This window comes from Rhodococcus sp. MH15 (assembly GCF_019266045.1).
Taxonomy (GTDB): Bacteria; Actinomycetota; Actinomycetes; order Mycobacteriales; family Mycobacteriaceae; genus Rhodococcus_F; species Rhodococcus_F qingshengii.
This window is the reverse complement of sequence record NZ_LPNP01000058.1, coordinates 337,915-355,436: the sequence shown is the minus strand read 5'-3', so window position 1 is coordinate 355,436 and position 17,522 is coordinate 337,915. Positions and strand designations below refer to the sequence as shown.

The following is a 17,522-nucleotide window of genomic DNA, read 5'->3' as shown; positions in this document are numbered from 1 at the left end:
ACTTCGGAATCAACCGAGTGCGGCCGCCAGCGCTTCGCCGATCGTGTTGTGGCGGAAAGAGAATCCCGCCCTTTCCAAAGCTGCGGGAATGGCGCGCTGGCCACCGAGGATGCCGCTCTTGGCGAATTCTCCGATCAACGCTTCGAGTGCGAACCCGGGAACGATCCAGGGAGCCGGTCGGTGGACCGCACGGGACATGGCGTCATTGAACTGGGCATTGGTGACAGGGGCCGGACCGGTCAGGTTGACGGGACCGGAGAGTTCGGAATTCGTGAGCGCGAACTTGATCGCGTCGCACTCGTCCTCGAGTGAGATCCACGGAAAGTACTGGCGACCGTTGCCCAGTCGCCCGCCGAGGCCGAACGAATAAAGGCGCCGAAGCCGACCGAGCATGCCCCCATGAGGTGAAATCACGACGCCGGACCGCAGATTGACGACGCGGGCACCCGCCGCACGCGCCGGTTCGGTGGCAAGTTCCCAATCGCGACACGTCGCGGCGAGAAAGTCTGTGCCTGCCGGCGAATCCTCGTCGACGATCTTGTCGCCGGTGTCGCCGTAATAGCCGACGGCGCTCGCGTTGGCGAGGACGGGAACCTTCTCACTCGCGACCGCTTCGGCCAAGATGTCGGTCGCGACGATGCGGCTGTCACGGATCGCTTGCTTGTAGGAACCCGACCACCGTTTGTCGCCGATGCCGACGCCGCAGAGGTTCACGACGGCGTCGGCGCCCTGCAGGACGGAGAGGTCCAGACGGTCGTGGTCCGGGTCCCAACGCGATTCGTCGGGGCCGGCGGTCGAGCGTCGCACCAGACGCACCACGTCGTGGTTGTCGGAGCGCAACGATGACACCAAGGCCGTTCCGATCAAACCGGACGAGCCGGCGATGACTACTCGCATTCGGAAAGCCTCCTTCGATTCAGCGTGCTTCGATATCCGAACGTATATCTCCGACCGTACTGAAAAAGCCGGGGCGCCACCTCCTGATGGAGATGACGCCCCGGCCGGCCGAGCAGTTGCTTACAGGCCCAGATCAGCTTCGAACGAGGCTTCTTCCAACCGCTGCTTCACAGTGGTGAGGAATCGGCCGGCGTCGGCGCCGTCGACCAGCCGGTGATCGTAGGTCAGCGGCAAGTAGATCATCGAGCGAACGCCGATGGACTCGTTGCCGTTCTCGTCGGTGACCACCATCGGGCGCTTGACGATCGCGCCGGTTCCGAGCATGGCCGCCTGCGGCGGTACCAGGATCGGGGTGTCGAACAGCGCGCCCTGGCTGCCGATGTTGGTGATGGTGAAGGTGCCACCCGAGAGCTCGTCCGGCTTCAGGCCACCCGAGCGTGCACGCTTGGCGATGTCGGCGATGGCGCGGGCCAAGCCGGCCAGGCCGAGATCGCCGGCGTTGTGGATGACGGGGGAGAGCAAGCCCTGATCGGTGTCCACTGCGATGCCGAGGTGCTCAGCGTCGTAGTAGGTGATCTGCTTGGCAGCCTCGTCGTAGCTTGCGTTGATGTTCGGGTGCGACTTCAGCGCCTCGACGACTGCCTTGGCGAAGAACGGAAGGAACGTCAGGTTGACGCCTTCGCGCTCGATGAAGCCGGCCTTGGCACGGGCCCGCAGGGCGACGATCTTGGTGACGTCCACCTCGAAGGTCTGCGTGAGCTGAGCGGTGTTCTGCAGCGACTCACGTGTCTTGGTGGCCGTGATCTGCCGAATACGGTTGGCCTTCTGCGTGGTTCCACGCAGGTGTGCCAGTTCGGGTCGGACGCCTGCGGCTGCGGTGGCGGCCGGTGCGGCCGCAGGTGCTGCAGCAGGAGCAGCGGCGGCGGGAGCCTTCTTGGCCTCCGCAGCGGCGAGCACATCCTGCTTGCGGATGCGGCCGCCGACGCCGGTGCCGGTGACGGTCGCGAGGTCGACGCCGTTGTCCGTTGCGAGCTTGCGCACGAGCGGGGTGACGTACGGGCTGCTGTCGCCGGACGCTGCGGGTGCGGCCGCCGGTGCGGGAGCCGCAGCAGGCTTCGGAGCGGGTGCGGCCGGTGCGGCAGCAGGCTTGGGTGCCTCGGCCTTGGGTGCCTCAGCCTTCGGTGCCTCAGCCTTGGGGGCAGGGGGTGCGGCCGGTACTGCGGGAGCGGCCTTGGGTGCCGGAGCCGCGGCGGGTGCGCCGGATCCGACGACGGCCAGCTGGCCACCGATCTCGACGGTGTCGTCTTCCTGCGCATTGATCTCGAGCAGGATTCCGGCGACGGGGGACGGGATCTCTGTGTCGACCTTGTCGGTCGAGACTTCGAGCAGCGCCTCGTCGACGGCAACCTCGTCGCCGACAGCCTTGAGCCAACGGGTGACGGTGCCTTCGGTGACGGACTCGCCGAGGGCGGGCATCGTCACGGCGGTACCTTCAGCGGAACCGCTCGAAGCGGCGGGTGCCTCGGCAGCGGGAGCTTCTTCAGCGGGAGCTTCGGCAGCCGGCGCTTCCTCGGCGGGAGCTTCCTCGGCGGCGGGGGCGGGTGCCTCTGCCGCGGGTGCTGCGGCTTCGCCGGCTTCACCGATCTGGGCGAGCTCGCCACCGATTTCCACGGTGTCGTCTTCCTGCGCGACGATCTTGGTCAGGACGCCGGCGACGGGAGACGGAATCTCGGTGTCGACCTTGTCCGTGGAGACTTCGAGCAAGGGTTCGTCGACTTCGACCGTGTCTCCTTCCTGCTTGAGCCACCGTGTGACAGTTCCCTCGGTGACGCTCTCACCTAGGGCTGGCATCTGGACGGAGAAGGCCATGTCTTTTGACTCCTCGACAGTTGTGTTCGGGTTGTTGAATTTTGTCGACTTGTGGTCGTAATGCATTGTGCTCGAGTGGCGCGCGACGTGCGGCTACTTGTAGCTATTTTGCCGATGTCGACGCGCGGGCGCGGCGTCACCGTCGTTCATCTTTCCATTGATACGCCGGGCGTGTCCGATGAGGGGGATGCCGTCCGTTTCGGGTGTGTCGGCTACTGGCGAGTAGGTATGCGTCGGGCGTCCGGCTGTAACGTCGTAAGCGGACCAAACGGTATGTCGTGCGCAGGCACAACGGACATCGCCTGGCAAACTTGACATATCGCCGGGGTGCATCCGCGGCGTCGGTACCGAGGAGGGTACGACCGTGGGACTGTTCGATCGTTTCAAGCGTCCGCCGAGTGCGGCTCAGGCCGCAGCGCAGAGTGATGCGGATCATCTGGCGAATTGGGCGCACTCGCACGAAGGCGTCGAAGCCTATGTGGAACCGCAGACGACGGTGACCGAGGTGACCGTCGTCCTGGTTGCGAAGGACGGGGAGTGGACTCGTCGTCGTGTCGGCGGCGAACGTGGCGCCCGCAAATTGGGACAAGACCTGAAGATCCCGGTCTACGACGTCCGCAAGACGGGATATCCGCAGCGTATGCGCGATCACGACGAACGTAAGCGAATCGAACGCAAGCGAGCCCGAGAGCAGGAATTACGCGACGGCGCCTGAACTGCTGTGCGCCTTTATTAACCGCGGGGGGTTAATAAAGGCGCACAGCAAGGGGTCAGCCGTTGACCGCGATGTCCTCCAGGACCGAGATCATCGTGCGAACGGGAACGCCGGTACCGCCCTTGCCGGTGTAACCCCACGGCCCTGACGTGTTGTAGGCCGGACCCGCGACGTCGATGTGCGCCCACTGGACACCCTCGGGAACGAATTCCTTGAGGTAGTGAGCTGCGACCAGCATGCCGCCCCAGCGGTGTGGGGTGACATTGGCCATGTCGGCGACCTTGGAGTCGAGATCTCCGCGCAATTCCTCCGGCAGCGGCATGGCCCAGCCGTTCTCGCCGACGCTCTGCGAGATGGAGGCGACGCGGTCACGGAACTCGTCGGTGCCCATGACTCCGGGGGTGCGGTTGCCGAGCGCGACCATCTGCGCACCGGTCAGGGTGGCGGTGTCGATCATGTAGTCGGGATCGTCCTCACCCGCGCGAACCATCGCGTCGGCAAGAATCAAACGGCCCTCGGCGTCGGTGTTGACGACCTCGATGGTGATTCCGCCGTACTGGGTCAGCACGTCGCCGGGGCGCTGGGCGGTCGCGGACGGCATGTTCTCGGCCATCGGTACGTATGCGACGACGTTGACGGGCAGGCCGAGCTTGGCGGCAAGCACGACGGTGGAGATGACGGCTGCGGCGCCGCCCATGTCCGAGGTCATGTTCTCCATACCGGCGGCGGGCTTGATGGAGATTCCGCCGGTGTCGAAGGTGATGCCCTTACCCACCAGTGCGACCTTGCGGGCACCACGCTTCTTCGACGCGTATTCGAGGCGGACGAGACGCGGCTGGCGTGACGAGCCCTTGCCGACGCCGATGATTCCGCCGTAGCCACCCTTCTCGAGTGCCTTCTCGTCGAGAACCTGGACGGTGAGCCCGGCCTCGACGCCCAGTGCCTTCGCGCGCGCGGCGAACTCGGCGGGGTAGAGGTGGCTCGGGGGAGTGTTGACGAACTCGCGTGCGGTGGCGACGGCCTCGGCGATGGCAGCCGACCGTGCCAGCGTCGCTTTGGTCTCCTTCGTGCGCGGCGACGGCACCAGAAGTTCGACGCGGGCCAGTGGCTGCGAATCGGGACCGGGAGCCGTCATGGACGACTTGAATTCGGTGAAGCTGTACGCGCCCAACGCAAATCCCTCGGCGGCTGCACCGAGGTCGAGGATCGAGAGCGTGGTTGCGACGGTGTCGATGCCGGACAACGAGCGAGCTGCGGCGCCGGCGGACTTACGGATCTGCTCGCTGCCGAGCTTGTCGGCAGAGCCGAGTCCGACGGCGAGAACGCTGGTGACCGACAGTTCGCTCGGTGCCGGGACACGAGTGAGCTGCTCGGGCTTGCCGGTGGCGCCGACGGCGATGAGGCTGTCGAGGATCTCGGCGAGTACGTCTTCGGCGACGATGCCTTCGCTGAGTGCGATTTCGGGGCCGTCCGGACCCGACGTCAGACCGACGACCAGTATCTCTGCGCGCTTGGCGACTGTGCCGGCGAGAACGAGGTCGGGTCCCAACGATCGGGCTGTGCGAGTGCTCAAGGTGTCTCCTGTGAGGTGAGTGTGCGATGCGTCCGGTTCTGGCGGATGCCTGAGTCGATGTTAGGCCCTTTGCAGTTTGCGGACGGGCGATCGTCACGGCCGGGTGAGCTCTCGCTGCGGACATGTTTCGATCGGCGAAGTCCGATAGGTTGTGGGCCATGACCGACGAACAACTGTTGCAGGGCCCGATCCACCCCGTCCACGTCGAACTCGGCGCGACGTTCGCGCCGTTCGGGGGGTGGCAGATGCCGGTTTCGTACGCCGGCGTCGTGGCCGAACACACCTCTGTGCGTGAGAATGTCGGACTCTTCGACGTCAGTCACCTCGGCAAGGCCGTCGTGCGTGGCGCGGGCGCCGCGGAATTCGTGAACTCCGCACTGACCAACGATTTGAACAAGATCGGGCCGGGTAAGGCTCAGTACACGTTGTGCTGCAACGAGTCCGGTGGTGTCATCGACGACCTCATTGCGTACTACGTCAGCGACGACGAGATCTTCCTCGTCCCGAACGCAGCCAATACCGCGGACGTCGTTGCGGCTCTGGTCGCCCTCGCACCGGACGGAATCACCGTCGAGGATCAGCATCGTGCCTACGGTGTGCTGGCTGTGCAGGGTCCGAAATCGGTGGCGGTTCTGACCGCTCTGGGACTTCCCACCGAGATCGAGTACATGGCGTACGAAGATGCGGAATGGAACGGCGTGCCTGTTCGTGTGTGCCGCAGCGGTTACACCGGTGAGGTCGGCTACGAACTCCTGCCGCGGTGGGACGACAGCGAGCCGTTGTTCCGCGCGCTTCTCGAGGCAGTGCGCGCCGAGGGTGGGCAGGCCGCCGGACTCGGCGCCCGTGACACTCTTCGTACCGAGATGGGGTATCCGCTGCACGGGCATGAGCTTTCGCTCGAGATTTCTCCGCTCGAAGCGCGCTGCGGATGGGCGATCGGTTGGAAGAAGCCGACATTCTGGGGCAAAGAGACCTTGACCGACGAGAAGGCTGCCGGCCCGGCTCGCAAACTCTGGGGGATCAAGGCTCTCGATCGCGGCGTGCTTCGTGCCGGCCTCGGTGTTCTGCGTGACGGCGAGGCAATCGGCGAGACCACCTCGGGGACGTTTTCGCCCTCGCTCAAAGTGGGAATTGCGTTGGCGCTCCTCGATTCCGGTGCCAATGTCTCGGCCGGCGACGAGATCGAAGTCGACGTCCGTGGTCGTGCTCTTCGGTGCGTCGTGGTGTCTCCTCCGTTCGTGGAGACCAACACCAAGTAGAGAGCTTTTTCACGTTCGATAGGATTGCGCCCATGACAGGTGCCGCCGATTTCGTTCGTGTTCAGAGCTCGTCCCCGAAGTCCGACGCCGAGCGCCGTGACATTTTGGCGGCGCCCGGCTTCGGGCGGCACTTCACCGACCACATGGTCTCGATCGACTACACCGCGGGCAAGGGCTGGCACGACGCCCAGGTGTTGCCGTACGGAAACATCGAGCTCGATCCGGCCGCAATGGTTTTGCACTACGGACAGGCCATCTTCGAGGGCCTCAAGGCATACCGTCAGCCGGGTGGCGAGATCAGCTCGTTCCGCGTCGAGGCCAACGCCGAGCGTTTCGCGGCATCTGCGCGCCGTCTGGCCATGCCGGAGCTCCCGTCGCAGATGTTCATCGATTCCATCACCGAACTGATCGACGTCGATCTCGACTGGGTTCCCGCAGCCGGTGGCGAGGACGCGCTCTACCTCCGTCCGTTCATGTTCTCCACCGAAGCCGGACTCGGTGTCCGTCCCGCCGACGAGTACCGCTACCTGCTGATCGCCTCGCCTGCCGGTGCGTACTTCCCGCGCGGCGTCAAGCCGGTCAGTGTGTGGCTGTCCACCGAATACGTTCGCGCGGCCCCCGGTGGTACCGGCGCGGCCAAGTTCGCCGGCAACTACGCCGCTTCACTCCTCGCCCAGGCGCAAGCCGCCGACGAGGGTTGCGACCAGGTGGTCTGGCTCGACGCCATCGAGCGCACGTACGTCGAGGAAATGGGTGGAATGAACCTGTTCTTCGTCTTCGGCTCGGGCCCCGACGCTCGCCTCGTGACGCCGTCGCTGTCCGGTTCGTTGTTGCCAGGCATCACGCGCAACTCGTTGCTCGCCCTTGCCGCCGATTCCGGTTTCGCCGTCGAGGAGCGCAAGATCAGCACCGACGAATGGCGCACCAAGTGCAAGAGCGGTGAAATCACCGAGGTCTTCGCTTGCGGCACAGCAGCAGTCATCACCCCCGTCGGACGCGTCAAGTCCGCCGAGGGCGAGTTCACCATCGCCGACGGCGAGCCGGGTGAGGTGACGATGGCACTGCGCGACACCCTCACGGGTATCCAGCGCGGAACCTTCGCCGACACCCACGGCTGGATGACGAAACTTCACTGATCGCTGGTTCGTTCCGCGAGCAATCGCTCCCGGAAGAACTGCAGAATCTCGTCTCGTGCGACGGTGGTGGGCGATCCCGCCTCGTCGACGAGATGAGCCGTCACCACGCTGTGTGGATTGGCAATGACGTGTTCGAAGAACGGCGACGTTGTCGCGTTGGCCGCTTCGTCGGGTAGTACCTTCCCGACGAAGCGCTCGCCCAAGGCCTTCGAATAGGCGGCGAATCGTTGTGCGCGGCAGAACGAGTCACCTCGAAAGCGGTATGCAAGCACCGTGAGGTCTTCGGCCTCGAGTCTCGAGCGCACGGCTTCGAGTTCTTCGGGCCCGCTGTCGGTTTCGTCCGGTCGATCGAGCGGTAACGACGGTTGGGCGAGAACCGGCGCGATGACCGAGGGTTCGAGCATCATCGACAACGCGAAGTTACCGGTGAAGCACATTCCGATCACGCCGACGCCAGGTCCGCCGCTCTCCTCATGGGCGGAAGCGGCGAGTGAACGCAGCCAACGGACCGCCGGACTCGGTTCATCGGCAGCGAGGGCGCGGAATTCTGCACTGACGCAGGCTCTCTTGAATACCGTCAGCCCCTCGTTCACTGTGGGGACCGCGCCGTCGTGCCCGAACAGTGACGGAACGAAGACAGTGAAACCGGCGTCGCGCACCCAGCGGGCGAATCGCGCTACATGCGGGCTGATGCCCGGCATCTCCGGCATGACGATTACTGCGGGACCGGTGCCGACCACGTACACGGACTTCGCCACTGCGTCGATGGTGATCGTTCGACGGTCGAAGTCTTCGAGCGGATCGTCTTCGGTCATGCTCCGGTTCGGCACGGTGAGCCCTCTCAGTAGTCGAAACAATTCCTCTGCACAGTCTTTCGGCGCGGGATCGACTACAGAAGAGGGCGGTTCGCCATGTTTTCGGGCGGGCTCGCCTCGCACCTATCCGGCGCCGCCGTTGCGGAATCGCTTTCGGTAGTCGGCCGGGCTGATGCCGACGCGGTCGGTGAACAGGCGACGGAAGGTTCCAGGATCCTGATAGCCGATGTGCCCCAGGATCTTTCCGAGAGGCCAGTCGGTCGATTCCAACAACCGTTTCGCTTTTCGGATCCGTGCACGCTGCAGATAACTGCGCGGCGATTCCCCGGTCTCGTCCTTGAACTTCCGAAGCATGGTTCGGGTGCTGAGGTGAAAAGCACTCGACGCAGATCCAAGTCGTAAGGTTCCGCCATCCGTTCGACCAGCCACCTTCCGACGTCGTCGGCAAACTGTGTGTGTTTGGCGGGCAGCATCGAGTCGAGGATGTACGGAGCTTGACTGGTTCGGTTTTCGGGCGCCAGCGTAATTCTTGCGGTCGTACGCGCAATCTTGTCGCCGAGATGCTCGCGCACGAGTGCTGTTGCGAGGTCGAGCGCGGCGGTGAACGCAGCAGTGGTGGTGACGCCGTCGTCCTGGACGATCAACGAGTCGGTTCGAACCGTCGCACCGGGGTAACGACTCGCGAGGTCCGCACCGTACAGCCACGACGTCGTACATCGGCGTCCGTCGAGCAGTCCCGCCTCGCCCAGCAGATACGCGCCGACGCAGACCGACGACACCCGGACGCCGCGCGCCTCGCACGCACGGATGAACTCGATTTCTCTGTCCCACAGCGACAAACGCGTCGCAGGGTCTTCGGACGGCACGAGTTCGAACCCCGGCACAACCAGGTGATCGATGTCGTGATGCCCCTCCTGCACGCCGAGCGAAAATCCACCTGCCGCAACGACGGGCGTGCCGGACGCTGCGATGACCGATACCTCGAAGGGGTCGGCGGGCGCTCCATCAGCGACGCGATTGGCGATCAGGAGAAGGTCGGTGAAAACGAAGATCTCGGCCGCGAGGCAACCTTCGTACGCAAGGACACCTACTCGCACGACGTCGGATCACAGTCCGAGAGTGAGGCCGACGGCCGTAAGCGTCACAGTGAGTTCGAGTGCGAATCCGAGAACGTCTCCGTTGAGTCCGCCGAATCTACGGACGCAGTGACGCACGCACAGCACACTGATCACCAGCGCCGACGCGGTCACGAGAGGGCCGAGCCACCACCGGTCGGTGGCAAAGCCGGAAGCTGCGATCAGCGGAACCGACCACACGATTGCGGCCCACAACGGTTGTGAATCGGCGACGAGCGCACCGAATCCGCTCGGGCCAGACGCGAGAATACCTCGGCGGCAGGCAAAAACGACGGCCACACGACCCGCAGCGACAGATACGAGAACGGCGATCCACTGCGTGGGGGAGTCGGCAACAGCGAGGACGCCGAAGGAGACCGATTGCAGCCCAAGGAAGATGAACAGCGCCGCGACCCCGAACGGTCCGGCACCGCCGCTGTGCATGACCTCGCGGGCGCGCTCCGGTGGACCGTAACAACCCAGTCCGTCGACGGAGTCTGCCAGTCCGTCCACGTGCATCCCGCGTGTCCCGAGAGCGAGCGCACCTACCGTCAGCAAGCCTGCGAGATAGGGATTCAGGCCGACACTGGTTGTGCCCCAGAGCAGAAACGTCGCGGCAATGCCGAGAGCGATCCCGGTGAGCGGAGCTGCCGCGATGGCGCGACGGCCGGCAGTTCGGTCGATGTCGGAGGGACCACGAACCGGAAGGACCGTCAGCCACGAGAAGGCCAGTGGCACTCCGGACAGCGGGCCCGCCACGCTCACTCCGCCGTATCGGTCTTGGTCAGGTCGATCGACTCGGGTTCGTCGGCAGGTGCGCTGCCCTGAGTGCTGACACCGGCTTCGGAGAATGTCGCCATCTTGCCCAGGATTGCCACTGCGCCCTGAAGAATCGGGAGAGCTGTGACTGCACCTGAACCTTCACCGAGACGCATGTCGAACTCGACGATCGGGTCGAGACCCATTCGGGTCAATGCGATGGTGTGGGCAGGTTCGGTGGAGCGGTGTCCGGCGACCCACCATTCACGTGCGCCGAAAGCCAGTTCGTCGGCAACCATGGCGGCTGCGGTGACCACTACGCCGTCGAGGATCACCGGCGTACGACGCGAAGCTGCCTGGGCCAGAAAGCCGGCCATCGCGGCGAGGTCGGCACCCGAAGACGTGCGCAGCAGCGCGACTGTGTCGCGAACGTGCGGACGGGCACGCCGGAGAGCGTCGCGAATCGCTGCGGTCTTGCGGATCCATCCGGCGTCGTCGATACCGGTACCTCGACCCACGACCGCGACGGGTTCACTGTCCGTGAGTGCGGCGATGAGTACGGTTGCGGGCGTCGTATTGCCGATGCCCATGTCGCCGGCGATGAGAAGATCTGCGCCCCCGTCGATTTCCTCGTCCGCGATCGCTCGGCCGGCGGCGATGGCCTGAAGGGTTTCCTCGTTCGACATGGCGTCTTCGCGGTCGATGGACCCGGAAGACCTGCGTACCTTGTGGTTCGAGACGGACGGATCGGTATCGCCGTCCACTGCGATGTCGACGACGCGTACCGTGGCGCCGGCAACCTCGGCGAGGACGTTGACCGCCGCGCCGCCCCCGAGGAAGTTGGCGACCATCTGTGCGGTCACTTCCGGCGGATAGGCGGAGACGCCGTTGCGGGCGATTCCGTGATCACCCGCGAACACGACGACGCGAGGCCGAGCGAAAGCGTGTGGGGGACAAACTCCTTGGCAGGCTGATGCCCAGCCGGCGAGAGCCTCCAGTCGGCCCAGCGAACCGGCCGGCTTGGTCAGATCACGCTGACGCGCATCGGCCTGCGCTCGCACCTCGCGGTCGGGCGGGGTGACGGGTTCGAAGTCGGCGCTACTGACTGGCGCGACGTCAGGGTTGGCATCTGGATTCGCCCCTGAAATGGCCCCTGGATTGGCCTCGGTACTCACATCGTGCCTTCCGGTTGTGCAGCAGTATCTTTCAAGATGAGCGGTAACCCTGCAACCACTAGTACGACACGATCGCACACCGCGGCGATACGAGCGTTGAGAGTGCCGATCTCGTCGCGGAACAATCGTCCGGACCGCGTCTCGGGGATGACGGCCAAACCCACTTCGGGGCTGACCAGCACCAGGTGTCCGCGGTAGTTCTCGACACTGGCGACCAGGCTGTCCGCCGCGGGCGTGACGGTGCCGCGCGGTGCGTCCCAGGCGCCTTGCCGATCGAGTTCCGCGGTCAGCCACGTTCCCAGATCGTCGACCAACGTCGCTGTGTGTGAATCGCTTTCGAGCTGCGCCGCGAGGTCACCGGCAGCTGCGGTTTCGACAGTCGACCAATGAGAAGGCCGTCTGTTGCGGTGCTGGTCGATCCGGCTTTCCCAGTCTGCGTCGGAGACATCACGTCTGGCTGTCGCCAGGTACCGGATCGGTGCCGAACTTTCGGGTAGGTGGCCTGCACAAACCAAATCCTCGGCGTGCGCGGACTTACCAGACCGCGCGCCGCCGAGGACTAAAGTTCTATACGTGTTCGTCACGCTCAGATTGCGTCGCCCGGCCCCACACGAGGCTTCGGTGCGCGCAGCTTACGGATCTGCGACGCGCGAACGAACGCGTACCAGCCGAGCTTGAATCCGCCGTCGGTGCTGTCGGGGAAGCGCTCGGCGACGCGGTTGTTGATCATGCGACCGAGCCAGATGCCTTCACCGACCATGAAGAGCATCATCACGAGCATTGCCAGCGTGACGATCTGCTGGAGCGCGGGCGTGACGAACATCGTCATGATGAGGATCAATGCGAGCGGCATGAACAGCCCGACGAGGTTGCGGCGAGCGTCGATGAAATCACGGACGTAGGCGCGAACCGGTCCCTTGTCGCGGGGGAGCAGGTACTTGTCCTCGCCGGCGAGCATGCGGGCGCGGCGGTCTGCCGACGATGCGCGACGCTCGGCGGCTTCGGCCTTGCGGTCCTCCTTGGAGCCGCGGGTCGCCTTACGGCGGGCGCGGGCTTCCTTCGCGGTCAGCGGGGCAGGGGCAACGGGGCCACGCCTCTTCGCCTCGGCGTCACGACGCTTGGGTGTGGGGCGGCCCTTGCCCACCTGCTCGATGGGCGCCTCTTCGGAGGCCGAGGATGCCTCAGTGCCCTCGACGTCACGTTTGTCGGAGTTGTCTGAGTCACCGCGGCGTAGCAATTTCACACCTCCAGGCTATTGGATAAGTGCACGGTCTGGGAAACCGACCTCGGTCTTTCTGAAAAACCCGATCGCCCGAGGCACTGAAACGCGCGAGATCGTGAAACATCGGGGTCATTCGCGACTCTTAGACTTCGGCTATGCGGGTAATAGTTGCTCCAGATTCGTTCGGTGAGACGTTGACGGCCGTCGAAGCGGCCGAATCCATTTCTGCCGGTTGGCGGCGCGGTCGACCCGGCGACGACGTCGTCACCGCGCCACAATCCGACGGTGGTCCGGGATTCGTCGACGTCTTGGCCACGGCCGGGGGCGACATCCGGACTGCACGGGTGTCCGGGCCTTTGGCCGCCGCCGTCGACGCCACGTGGCTGTTCGATTCGGACACGGCATACATCGAGTCCGCCGAGGCCGTCGGGCTCGGCCTGCTCGGAGGTCCGCCGACGCGGGACACTGCACTCGCCGCGCACAGTCTCGGTGTGGGAGAGCTGATCGCTGTCGCGCTCGAGGCAGGCGTGAAGACGGTTGTCGTCGGACTCGGTGGGAGTTGCTGCACCGACGGGGGACGTGGACTGGTGGAGGCGCTGGGCGGCCTGGAGGTTGCAGCGGCGGCTACGGCAGGCATTCAGTTGGTCGCCGCCACCGACGTAGAACACGTACTTCTCGGCGAGCACGGTGCGGCAGCGGTGTTCGGCCCGCAAAAGGGCGCCGACGCCGAAGCCGTCGCTGTCCTCGAAGCGCGGAACGCGAGATGGGCCGAACAGTTGGAGTCCGTCACCGGAAAACGAGTGTCGGATTTTCCGGGTGCCGGCGCCGCGGGTGGTATCGGTGCCGCGCTCTTTGCGCTCGGTGCACAGCGGCGATCCGGGGCCGACGTCGTCGCGGATCGCACCGGACAGGCCGCGCTACTGGCTTCCGCTGACCTGGTGATCACAGGCGAAGGCAAGTTCGACCACCAATCTCTGCGCGGCAAACTCGTCACAACGCTCGCTTCGGCGGGGGCAGCGCACGGCGTTCCGACGCTCGTCTTTGCCGGCCAGGTGACGCTCGACGAGGCGGACTATGCGTCGACCTCGATAGTCGCGGCGAAGTCGGTGACGGATTTCGCCGGGTCGGTGGAACGTGCGATGGAGGAAGCGTCGGCGTGTCTCGAGGGACTCGCCGAACACACGGCGCGCGAGTGGAACTTCTGGCGCGGCGTCCGGAGCTGAGGATCCACAAGCGTCGACGCGCCGTTGCCGTGTCGGGAAGACCGGATAGGATGAAGACGAATCGCACCCGGTAAAGGACTGGCGGGAATAAGTCGGCAGCGGCGTACCGTTGAAGCGTTCACGGGTTGGTACGAACATTAGGGAGAGCCCATGACTGTGCAGAACGAGACCGCCACCCACGGCGTCAAGATGACCGAGGCCGCGTCCGCCAAGGCGAAGGCACTCTTCGATCAGGAGGGTCGCGACGACCTCGCGCTGCGTATTGCAGTGCAGCCCGGCGGCTGTGCCGGACTGAAGTACCAGCTGTTCTTCGACGACCGCACGCTCGACGGTGACCTCACTGTCGACTTCAACGGCGTCAACCTGGTTGTCGACCGGATGAGCGCGCCGTACGTCGAAGGTGCGTCCATCGACTTCCTCGACACCATCGAGCAGCAGGGCTTCTCGATCGACAACCCCAATGCAACAGGCTCCTGCGCCTGCGGTGACTCGTTCAACTGAGTCTGTCGATCACAACTCAATTCACGAACAACTGACGCGGAACCGACATTCGGTTTCGCGTCAGTTGTTTGTGGTGACTCGTACGTAGACCGTTCCGATCCGACAGCTCGGGCGCCGATGACGGCGCTACGGGCGGTAACGTGAACTTTTGCTCCTCTTTCATTCTTGTACTCACTTCGCTGAAAGGCCACGATCCGTGACTATTGCGGTAACCGGTTCCATCGCCACCGACCACTTGATGCGCTTCCCCGGCCGCTTCGCCGATCAGCTCCTCGCCGATCAGCTCGCCCACGTTTCGCTGAGTTTCCTGGTCGACGATCTCGTGATTCGTCGCGGTGGTGTCGGCGGCAACATCGCTTACGCCATGGGCGTGCTCGGTGGGTCCCCGCTACTCGTCGGCGCAGTCGGTGCCGACTTCGCCGAGTACCGCACGTGGCTCGAGGACAACGGCGTCGACTGCAGCGCGGTCCGTATCTCGGACAAGGCACATACGGCGCGTTTCGTGTGCACCACCGACGAGGACATGGCGCAGATCGCGTCGTTCTACCCCGGTGCGATGAGCGAGGCTCGCGAGATCGAACTCGCGGCAGTGGCCAAGACTGCAGGCGCAGTCGAGTTGGTGCTGATCGGCGCCAACGACCCCGAGGCCATGGTTCGCCATACCGACGAATGCCGTCTGCTCGGGATTCCGTTTGCAGCGGATCCGTCGCAGCAGCTTGCCCGCCTGTCCGGTGACGAGGCCAAGGCGCTCATTCACGGCGCGAAGTACTTGTTCACCAACGAGTACGAGTGGGGTCTGCTTCAGCAGAAGACTGGTCTGAGCGAGGAAGAGATCCGCGCGCAGGTCGGCATCCGTGTCACCACCCTCGGCTCCAAGGGTGTGGAAATTGTTGACGCCGAAGGTAATTGGGTGCGCGTCGACGTAGTGCCCGAGACCGGCAAGGTGGATCCGACGGGCGTTGGCGACGGCTTCCGCGCCGGGTTCCTGCTCGCACACGGCGCCGGTCTGAGCTTCGAGCGTGCTGCACAGTTGGGATCTTTGGTCGCTGTGTTGATTCTCGAGACCGTGGGAACGCAGGAGTGGGTGTTCAATCGCGACGAGGCACTCAAGCGCCTTACCGACGCATACGGCAGCGCGGCAGCGGACGAGATCGCGACGATCCTGCCGAAGTAGGGCTCCGCCCCGTGAGTGGTTGAGGAGTTCGGAGACTCCCTAACCGCTCACGGGGCCGAAGGCCTAGATATTGACCGGGTACACCGGCTCCTGGATCTGCGGCACGATGCGCTTCTCCACGAAGATTCCGTGCCAGACCATGAAGGTCAGGACGGTCCAGAGGCGTCGGCTGTGGTCGGACACGCCCTCGCGGTGATCGTTGAGCATCTTCACGACGGCCTGCTTGTCGAAGATGTGGTCGGTTCCCGACTCCTCGATCTGCAGATGTGCCCAGTCGAAGAGTTCGGTGCCGCGCAGCCAGTGGCGCAGGGGAACCGGGAATCCGAGCTTCGCGCGGTGCAGAACATGGTGCGGCACAATGCCTTCCAGGGCCTGGCGCAGTGCGTACTTGGTCGTGTCCTTCGTGATCTTCTGATCGAGCGGTACGCGTGACGCGACGTCGAAGACCTCGGGATCGAGGAACGGCACACGCAGTTCCAGCGAGTTGGCCATCGTCATCTTGTCTGCCTTGACGAGGATGTCGCCGCGCAGCCAGGTGAACAGGTCGAGATGCTGCATCCGCGCAACCGGATCCCAGTCCCGTGACTGCGCGTAGATCGGCGCAGTGACGTCCTGGTGAGTCCACTCGGGGCGGAAATCGCGCAGGACGGCGCGGAGCTGAGCGTCGTTGAAGCTACGAGCATTTCCGTAGTAGCGCTCCTCGAGCGTCAAGGAACCGCGGTTGAGCAGACTCTTGCCGCGAGTGCCGTCCGGGATGCGTTCGGACAACTTGCCGGCAGCCCGACGCAGTCCATTGGGGAGGTACTCGAAAGGCTTGAGCGACAACGGCTCACGGTAGATCGTGTAGCCGCCGAACAGCTCGTCGGCACCCTCGCCGGACAGCACGACCTTGACGTGCTTGCGCGCTTCCTTCGCGATGAACCACAGCGGAATCAATGCCGGATCGGCTACCGGGTCGTCGAGGTACCAGACGATCTCGGGAATGGCAGCGGCGAACTCGGCGGGGGAGACCACCTTGACGACGTGCTTCGCGCCGATCGCTGCGGCAGATTCTGCAGCGACGTCGACCTCGGAATAGCCCTCACGTTCGAAACCGGTCGTGAAGGTGATCAGGTTGGGGTTGTGGCGCATCGCCAGCGCCGCGATCGCCGTGGAGTCGATACCACCGGACAAGAACGAACCGACGGTGACGTCGGCGCGCATGTGCTTGGCGACCGAATCCTCGAGTGCCTCGGCGATTTCCTGGTAGCGCGCCTTCTCGGTGCCAGGTGCAAAAGGCTTGGCCGGGAACTTCGGCGTGAAATACCGCGTGAACGTGGGCTCCTCGCCCGGACGCACCCGGGCGAAGCTGCCCGACTCCAGGCGTCGGATCTGCTTGTGCAGTGTTTCCGGCTCCGGTACGTACTGCAGAACGGTGTAGTGCTCGATGGCACGCGGATCCAGCTCGGTACCGATGCCGATCAGATCGGTGAGTTCGAGCAGGCTCTTCTTCTCGCTGCCGAACGCGGTGCCGCCGGCGCCGGTCGCGATGAACAGCGGCTTGATCCCGAACGGATCGCGCGCGATGAACAGCTCGCGTGTGTCGGTGTCCCAGATCGCGAACGCGAACATTCCGCGCAGGCGCCGGACCGCGTCCTCACCCCAGTAGTGGAATGCAGCGACGATGGCCTCGGAGTCGCCCTCGGTGAAGAACTTGGCGTCGTGGTCCTTGACCAGTTCGGCGCGGATCTCCAAGTAGTTGTAGATCTCGCCGTTGAACGTGAGCGCATAACGCTCCGGGTTCTCCGGTGGGCCCCAACGCAGCGGCTGGTGGGAATGAGCGATGTCGATGATCGCCAGGCGGTTGAACCCGAAGACGAGGTGATCGTCGTTCCACGTCCCGTGTTCGTCCGGCCCGCGGTGACGAAGGCAATGCATCGCCTGGTCGACCCGCGAGACGGCGTCCTCGCTGGTTCCGCCAGATGTCAGTAGCCCGAGCAGTCCACACACAGCGTCCGGTTCCTCGATTCAGAATTTTTGTACAGAAGGCTCCCGGACACGAGTGTCGGGGAGAGGTCAACGAACTCTTGACGAAAGTATGCCGCAGATC

The 17,522-nt window shown here is 64.7% G+C and carries 16 protein-coding genes and 1 pseudogene; 6 read left to right on the top strand and 11 right to left on the bottom strand.

What is annotated here, in order from left to right; genetic code table 11:
• Positions 1-9: 9 nt before the first annotated feature.
• Together ATN37_RS05755 and sucB are read right to left on the bottom strand one after the other, a co-directional pair.
• A complete protein-coding gene (locus ATN37_RS05755) occupies positions 10-897 on the bottom strand; it encodes a TIGR01777 family oxidoreductase (protein WP_218694903.1) in 888 nt (295 codons plus the stop codon).
• 120 nt (positions 898-1,017) lie between these two features.
• The gene (gene sucB, locus ATN37_RS05750; protein ID WP_218694901.1) at positions 1,018-2,766 is read right to left on the bottom strand and encodes a 2-oxoglutarate dehydrogenase, E2 component, dihydrolipoamide succinyltransferase; all 1,749 of its coding nucleotides are present in this window, start codon (positions 2,764-2,766) and stop codon (positions 1,018-1,020) included.
• A gap of 364 nt (positions 2,767-3,130) precedes the next feature.
• Here sucB and ATN37_RS05745 point away from each other — a divergent pair, with 364 nt between their 5' ends.
• Complete coding sequence (locus ATN37_RS05745; RefSeq protein ID WP_003941713.1) at positions 3,131-3,481, top strand: hypothetical protein; 351 nt, start codon at positions 3,131-3,133, stop codon at positions 3,479-3,481.
• Between the two features lie 55 nt (positions 3,482-3,536).
• Here ATN37_RS05745 and ATN37_RS05740 read toward each other — a convergent pair whose 3' ends face one another.
• On the bottom strand, positions 3,537-5,054 hold the full coding sequence (locus ATN37_RS05740; protein ID WP_019748919.1) for a leucyl aminopeptidase: 1,518 nt from the start codon (positions 5,052-5,054) through the stop codon (positions 3,537-3,539).
• A gap of 158 nt (positions 5,055-5,212) precedes the next feature.
• Between ATN37_RS05740 and gcvT the strand changes: the two genes are divergently transcribed.
• Together gcvT and ATN37_RS05730 are read left to right on the top strand one after the other, a co-directional pair.
• Complete coding sequence (gcvT, locus tag ATN37_RS05735) at positions 5,213-6,313, top strand: glycine cleavage system aminomethyltransferase GcvT (protein WP_047270091.1); 1,101 nt, start codon at positions 5,213-5,215, stop codon at positions 6,311-6,313.
• A gap of 32 nt (positions 6,314-6,345) precedes the next feature.
• Entirely contained in the window at positions 6,346-7,449 is a 1,104-nt protein-coding gene (locus tag ATN37_RS05730; RefSeq protein WP_003941766.1) for a branched-chain amino acid aminotransferase, read from the top strand.
• Here ATN37_RS05730 and ATN37_RS05725 read toward each other — a convergent pair.
• The 7 genes and pseudogenes from ATN37_RS05725 to ATN37_RS05700 all read right to left on the bottom strand — a co-directional run bounded on the left by ATN37_RS05725 (position 7,443) and on the right by ATN37_RS05700 (position 12,556).
• Entirely contained in the window at positions 7,443-8,264 is an 822-nt protein-coding gene (locus ATN37_RS05725; RefSeq protein ID WP_218694899.1) for a dienelactone hydrolase family protein, read from the bottom strand. The two genes, ATN37_RS05730 and ATN37_RS05725, sit on opposite strands and share 7 nt — an antisense overlap.
• Before the next feature lie 123 nt (positions 8,265-8,387).
• Entirely contained in the window at positions 8,388-8,618 is a 231-nt protein-coding gene (locus ATN37_RS32395; protein ID WP_256933168.1) for a helix-turn-helix domain-containing protein, read from the bottom strand.
• A gap of 272 nt (positions 8,619-8,890) precedes the next feature.
• Positions 8,891-9,361 (bottom strand): annotated as a pseudogene (locus tag ATN37_RS32390) (DJ-1/PfpI family protein); the annotation flags it as partial.
• A 9-nt stretch (positions 9,362-9,370) separates the two neighbouring features.
• A complete protein-coding gene (locus ATN37_RS05715) occupies positions 9,371-10,138 on the bottom strand; it encodes an adenosylcobinamide-GDP ribazoletransferase (RefSeq protein WP_080572302.1) in 768 nt (255 codons plus the stop codon).
• Positions 10,139-10,140: 2 nt separating this feature from the next.
• Positions 10,141-11,286, bottom strand: coding sequence for a nicotinate-nucleotide--dimethylbenzimidazole phosphoribosyltransferase (gene cobT / locus ATN37_RS05710; RefSeq protein ID WP_050793993.1), 1,146 nt, complete (start codon positions 11,284-11,286; stop codon positions 10,141-10,143).
• A 23-nt stretch (positions 11,287-11,309) separates the two neighbouring features.
• Positions 11,310-11,897, bottom strand: coding sequence for a bifunctional adenosylcobinamide kinase/adenosylcobinamide-phosphate guanylyltransferase (cobU, locus tag ATN37_RS05705; RefSeq protein WP_019748913.1), 588 nt, complete (start codon positions 11,895-11,897; stop codon positions 11,310-11,312).
• A gap of 2 nt (positions 11,898-11,899) precedes the next feature.
• On the bottom strand, positions 11,900-12,556 hold the full coding sequence (locus tag ATN37_RS05700) for a DUF3043 domain-containing protein (protein ID WP_007730051.1): 657 nt from the start codon (positions 12,554-12,556) through the stop codon (positions 11,900-11,902).
• Positions 12,557-12,690: 134 nt separating this feature from the next.
• On the opposite strand from ATN37_RS05700, the gene ATN37_RS05695 reads away from it, so the two are divergent.
• The 3 genes from ATN37_RS05695 (at position 12,691) to ATN37_RS05685 (ending at position 15,433) form a co-directional block, all read left to right on the top strand.
• The gene (locus tag ATN37_RS05695; protein WP_218694897.1) at positions 12,691-13,758 is read left to right on the top strand and encodes a glycerate kinase; all 1,068 of its coding nucleotides are present in this window, start codon (positions 12,691-12,693) and stop codon (positions 13,756-13,758) included.
• 150 nt (positions 13,759-13,908) lie between these two features.
• Complete coding sequence (locus tag ATN37_RS05690; RefSeq protein WP_007730053.1) at positions 13,909-14,259, top strand: iron-sulfur cluster assembly accessory protein; 351 nt, start codon at positions 13,909-13,911, stop codon at positions 14,257-14,259.
• Positions 14,260-14,455: 196 nt separating this feature from the next.
• Positions 14,456-15,433 (top strand): carbohydrate kinase family protein, encoded by a 978-nt coding sequence (locus tag ATN37_RS05685; RefSeq protein ID WP_003941700.1) that lies wholly within the window; start codon positions 14,456-14,458, stop codon positions 15,431-15,433.
• A gap of 63 nt (positions 15,434-15,496) precedes the next feature.
• Here ATN37_RS05685 and asnB read toward each other — a convergent pair whose 3' ends face one another.
• Complete coding sequence (gene asnB, locus ATN37_RS05680; protein ID WP_218694896.1) at positions 15,497-17,422, bottom strand: asparagine synthase (glutamine-hydrolyzing); 1,926 nt, start codon at positions 17,420-17,422, stop codon at positions 15,497-15,499.
• Between the last annotated feature and the right edge of the window lie 100 nt (positions 17,423-17,522).

What these genes read in the sequence shown, in the direction of transcription:
- gcvT (WP_047270091.1), top strand. Translation starts at nt 5,213, where the DNA reads ATGACCGACGAACAACTGTTGCAGGGCCCGATCCACCCCGTCCACGTC.
- ATN37_RS05695 (WP_218694897.1), top strand. Translation starts at nt 12,691, where the DNA reads ATGCGGGTAATAGTTGCTCCAGATTCGTTCGGTGAGACGTTGACGGCC.
- ATN37_RS05755 (WP_218694903.1), bottom strand. Translation starts at nt 897, where the DNA reads ATGCGAGTAGTCATCGCCGGCTCGTCCGGTTTGATCGGAACGGCCTTG.
- sucB (WP_218694901.1), bottom strand. Translation starts at nt 2,766, where the DNA reads ATGGCCTTCTCCGTCCAGATGCCAGCCCTAGGTGAGAGCGTCACCGAG.
- ATN37_RS05725 (WP_218694899.1), bottom strand. Translation starts at nt 8,264, where the DNA reads ATGACCGAAGACGATCCGCTCGAAGACTTCGACCGTCGAACGATCACC.
- ATN37_RS32395 (WP_256933168.1), bottom strand. Translation starts at nt 8,618, where the DNA reads ATGCTTCGGAAGTTCAAGGACGAGACCGGGGAATCGCCGCGCAGTTAT.
- ATN37_RS05690 (WP_007730053.1), top strand. Translation starts at nt 13,909, where the DNA reads ATGACTGTGCAGAACGAGACCGCCACCCACGGCGTCAAGATGACCGAG.
- ATN37_RS05730 (WP_003941766.1), top strand. Translation starts at nt 6,346, where the DNA reads ATGACAGGTGCCGCCGATTTCGTTCGTGTTCAGAGCTCGTCCCCGAAG.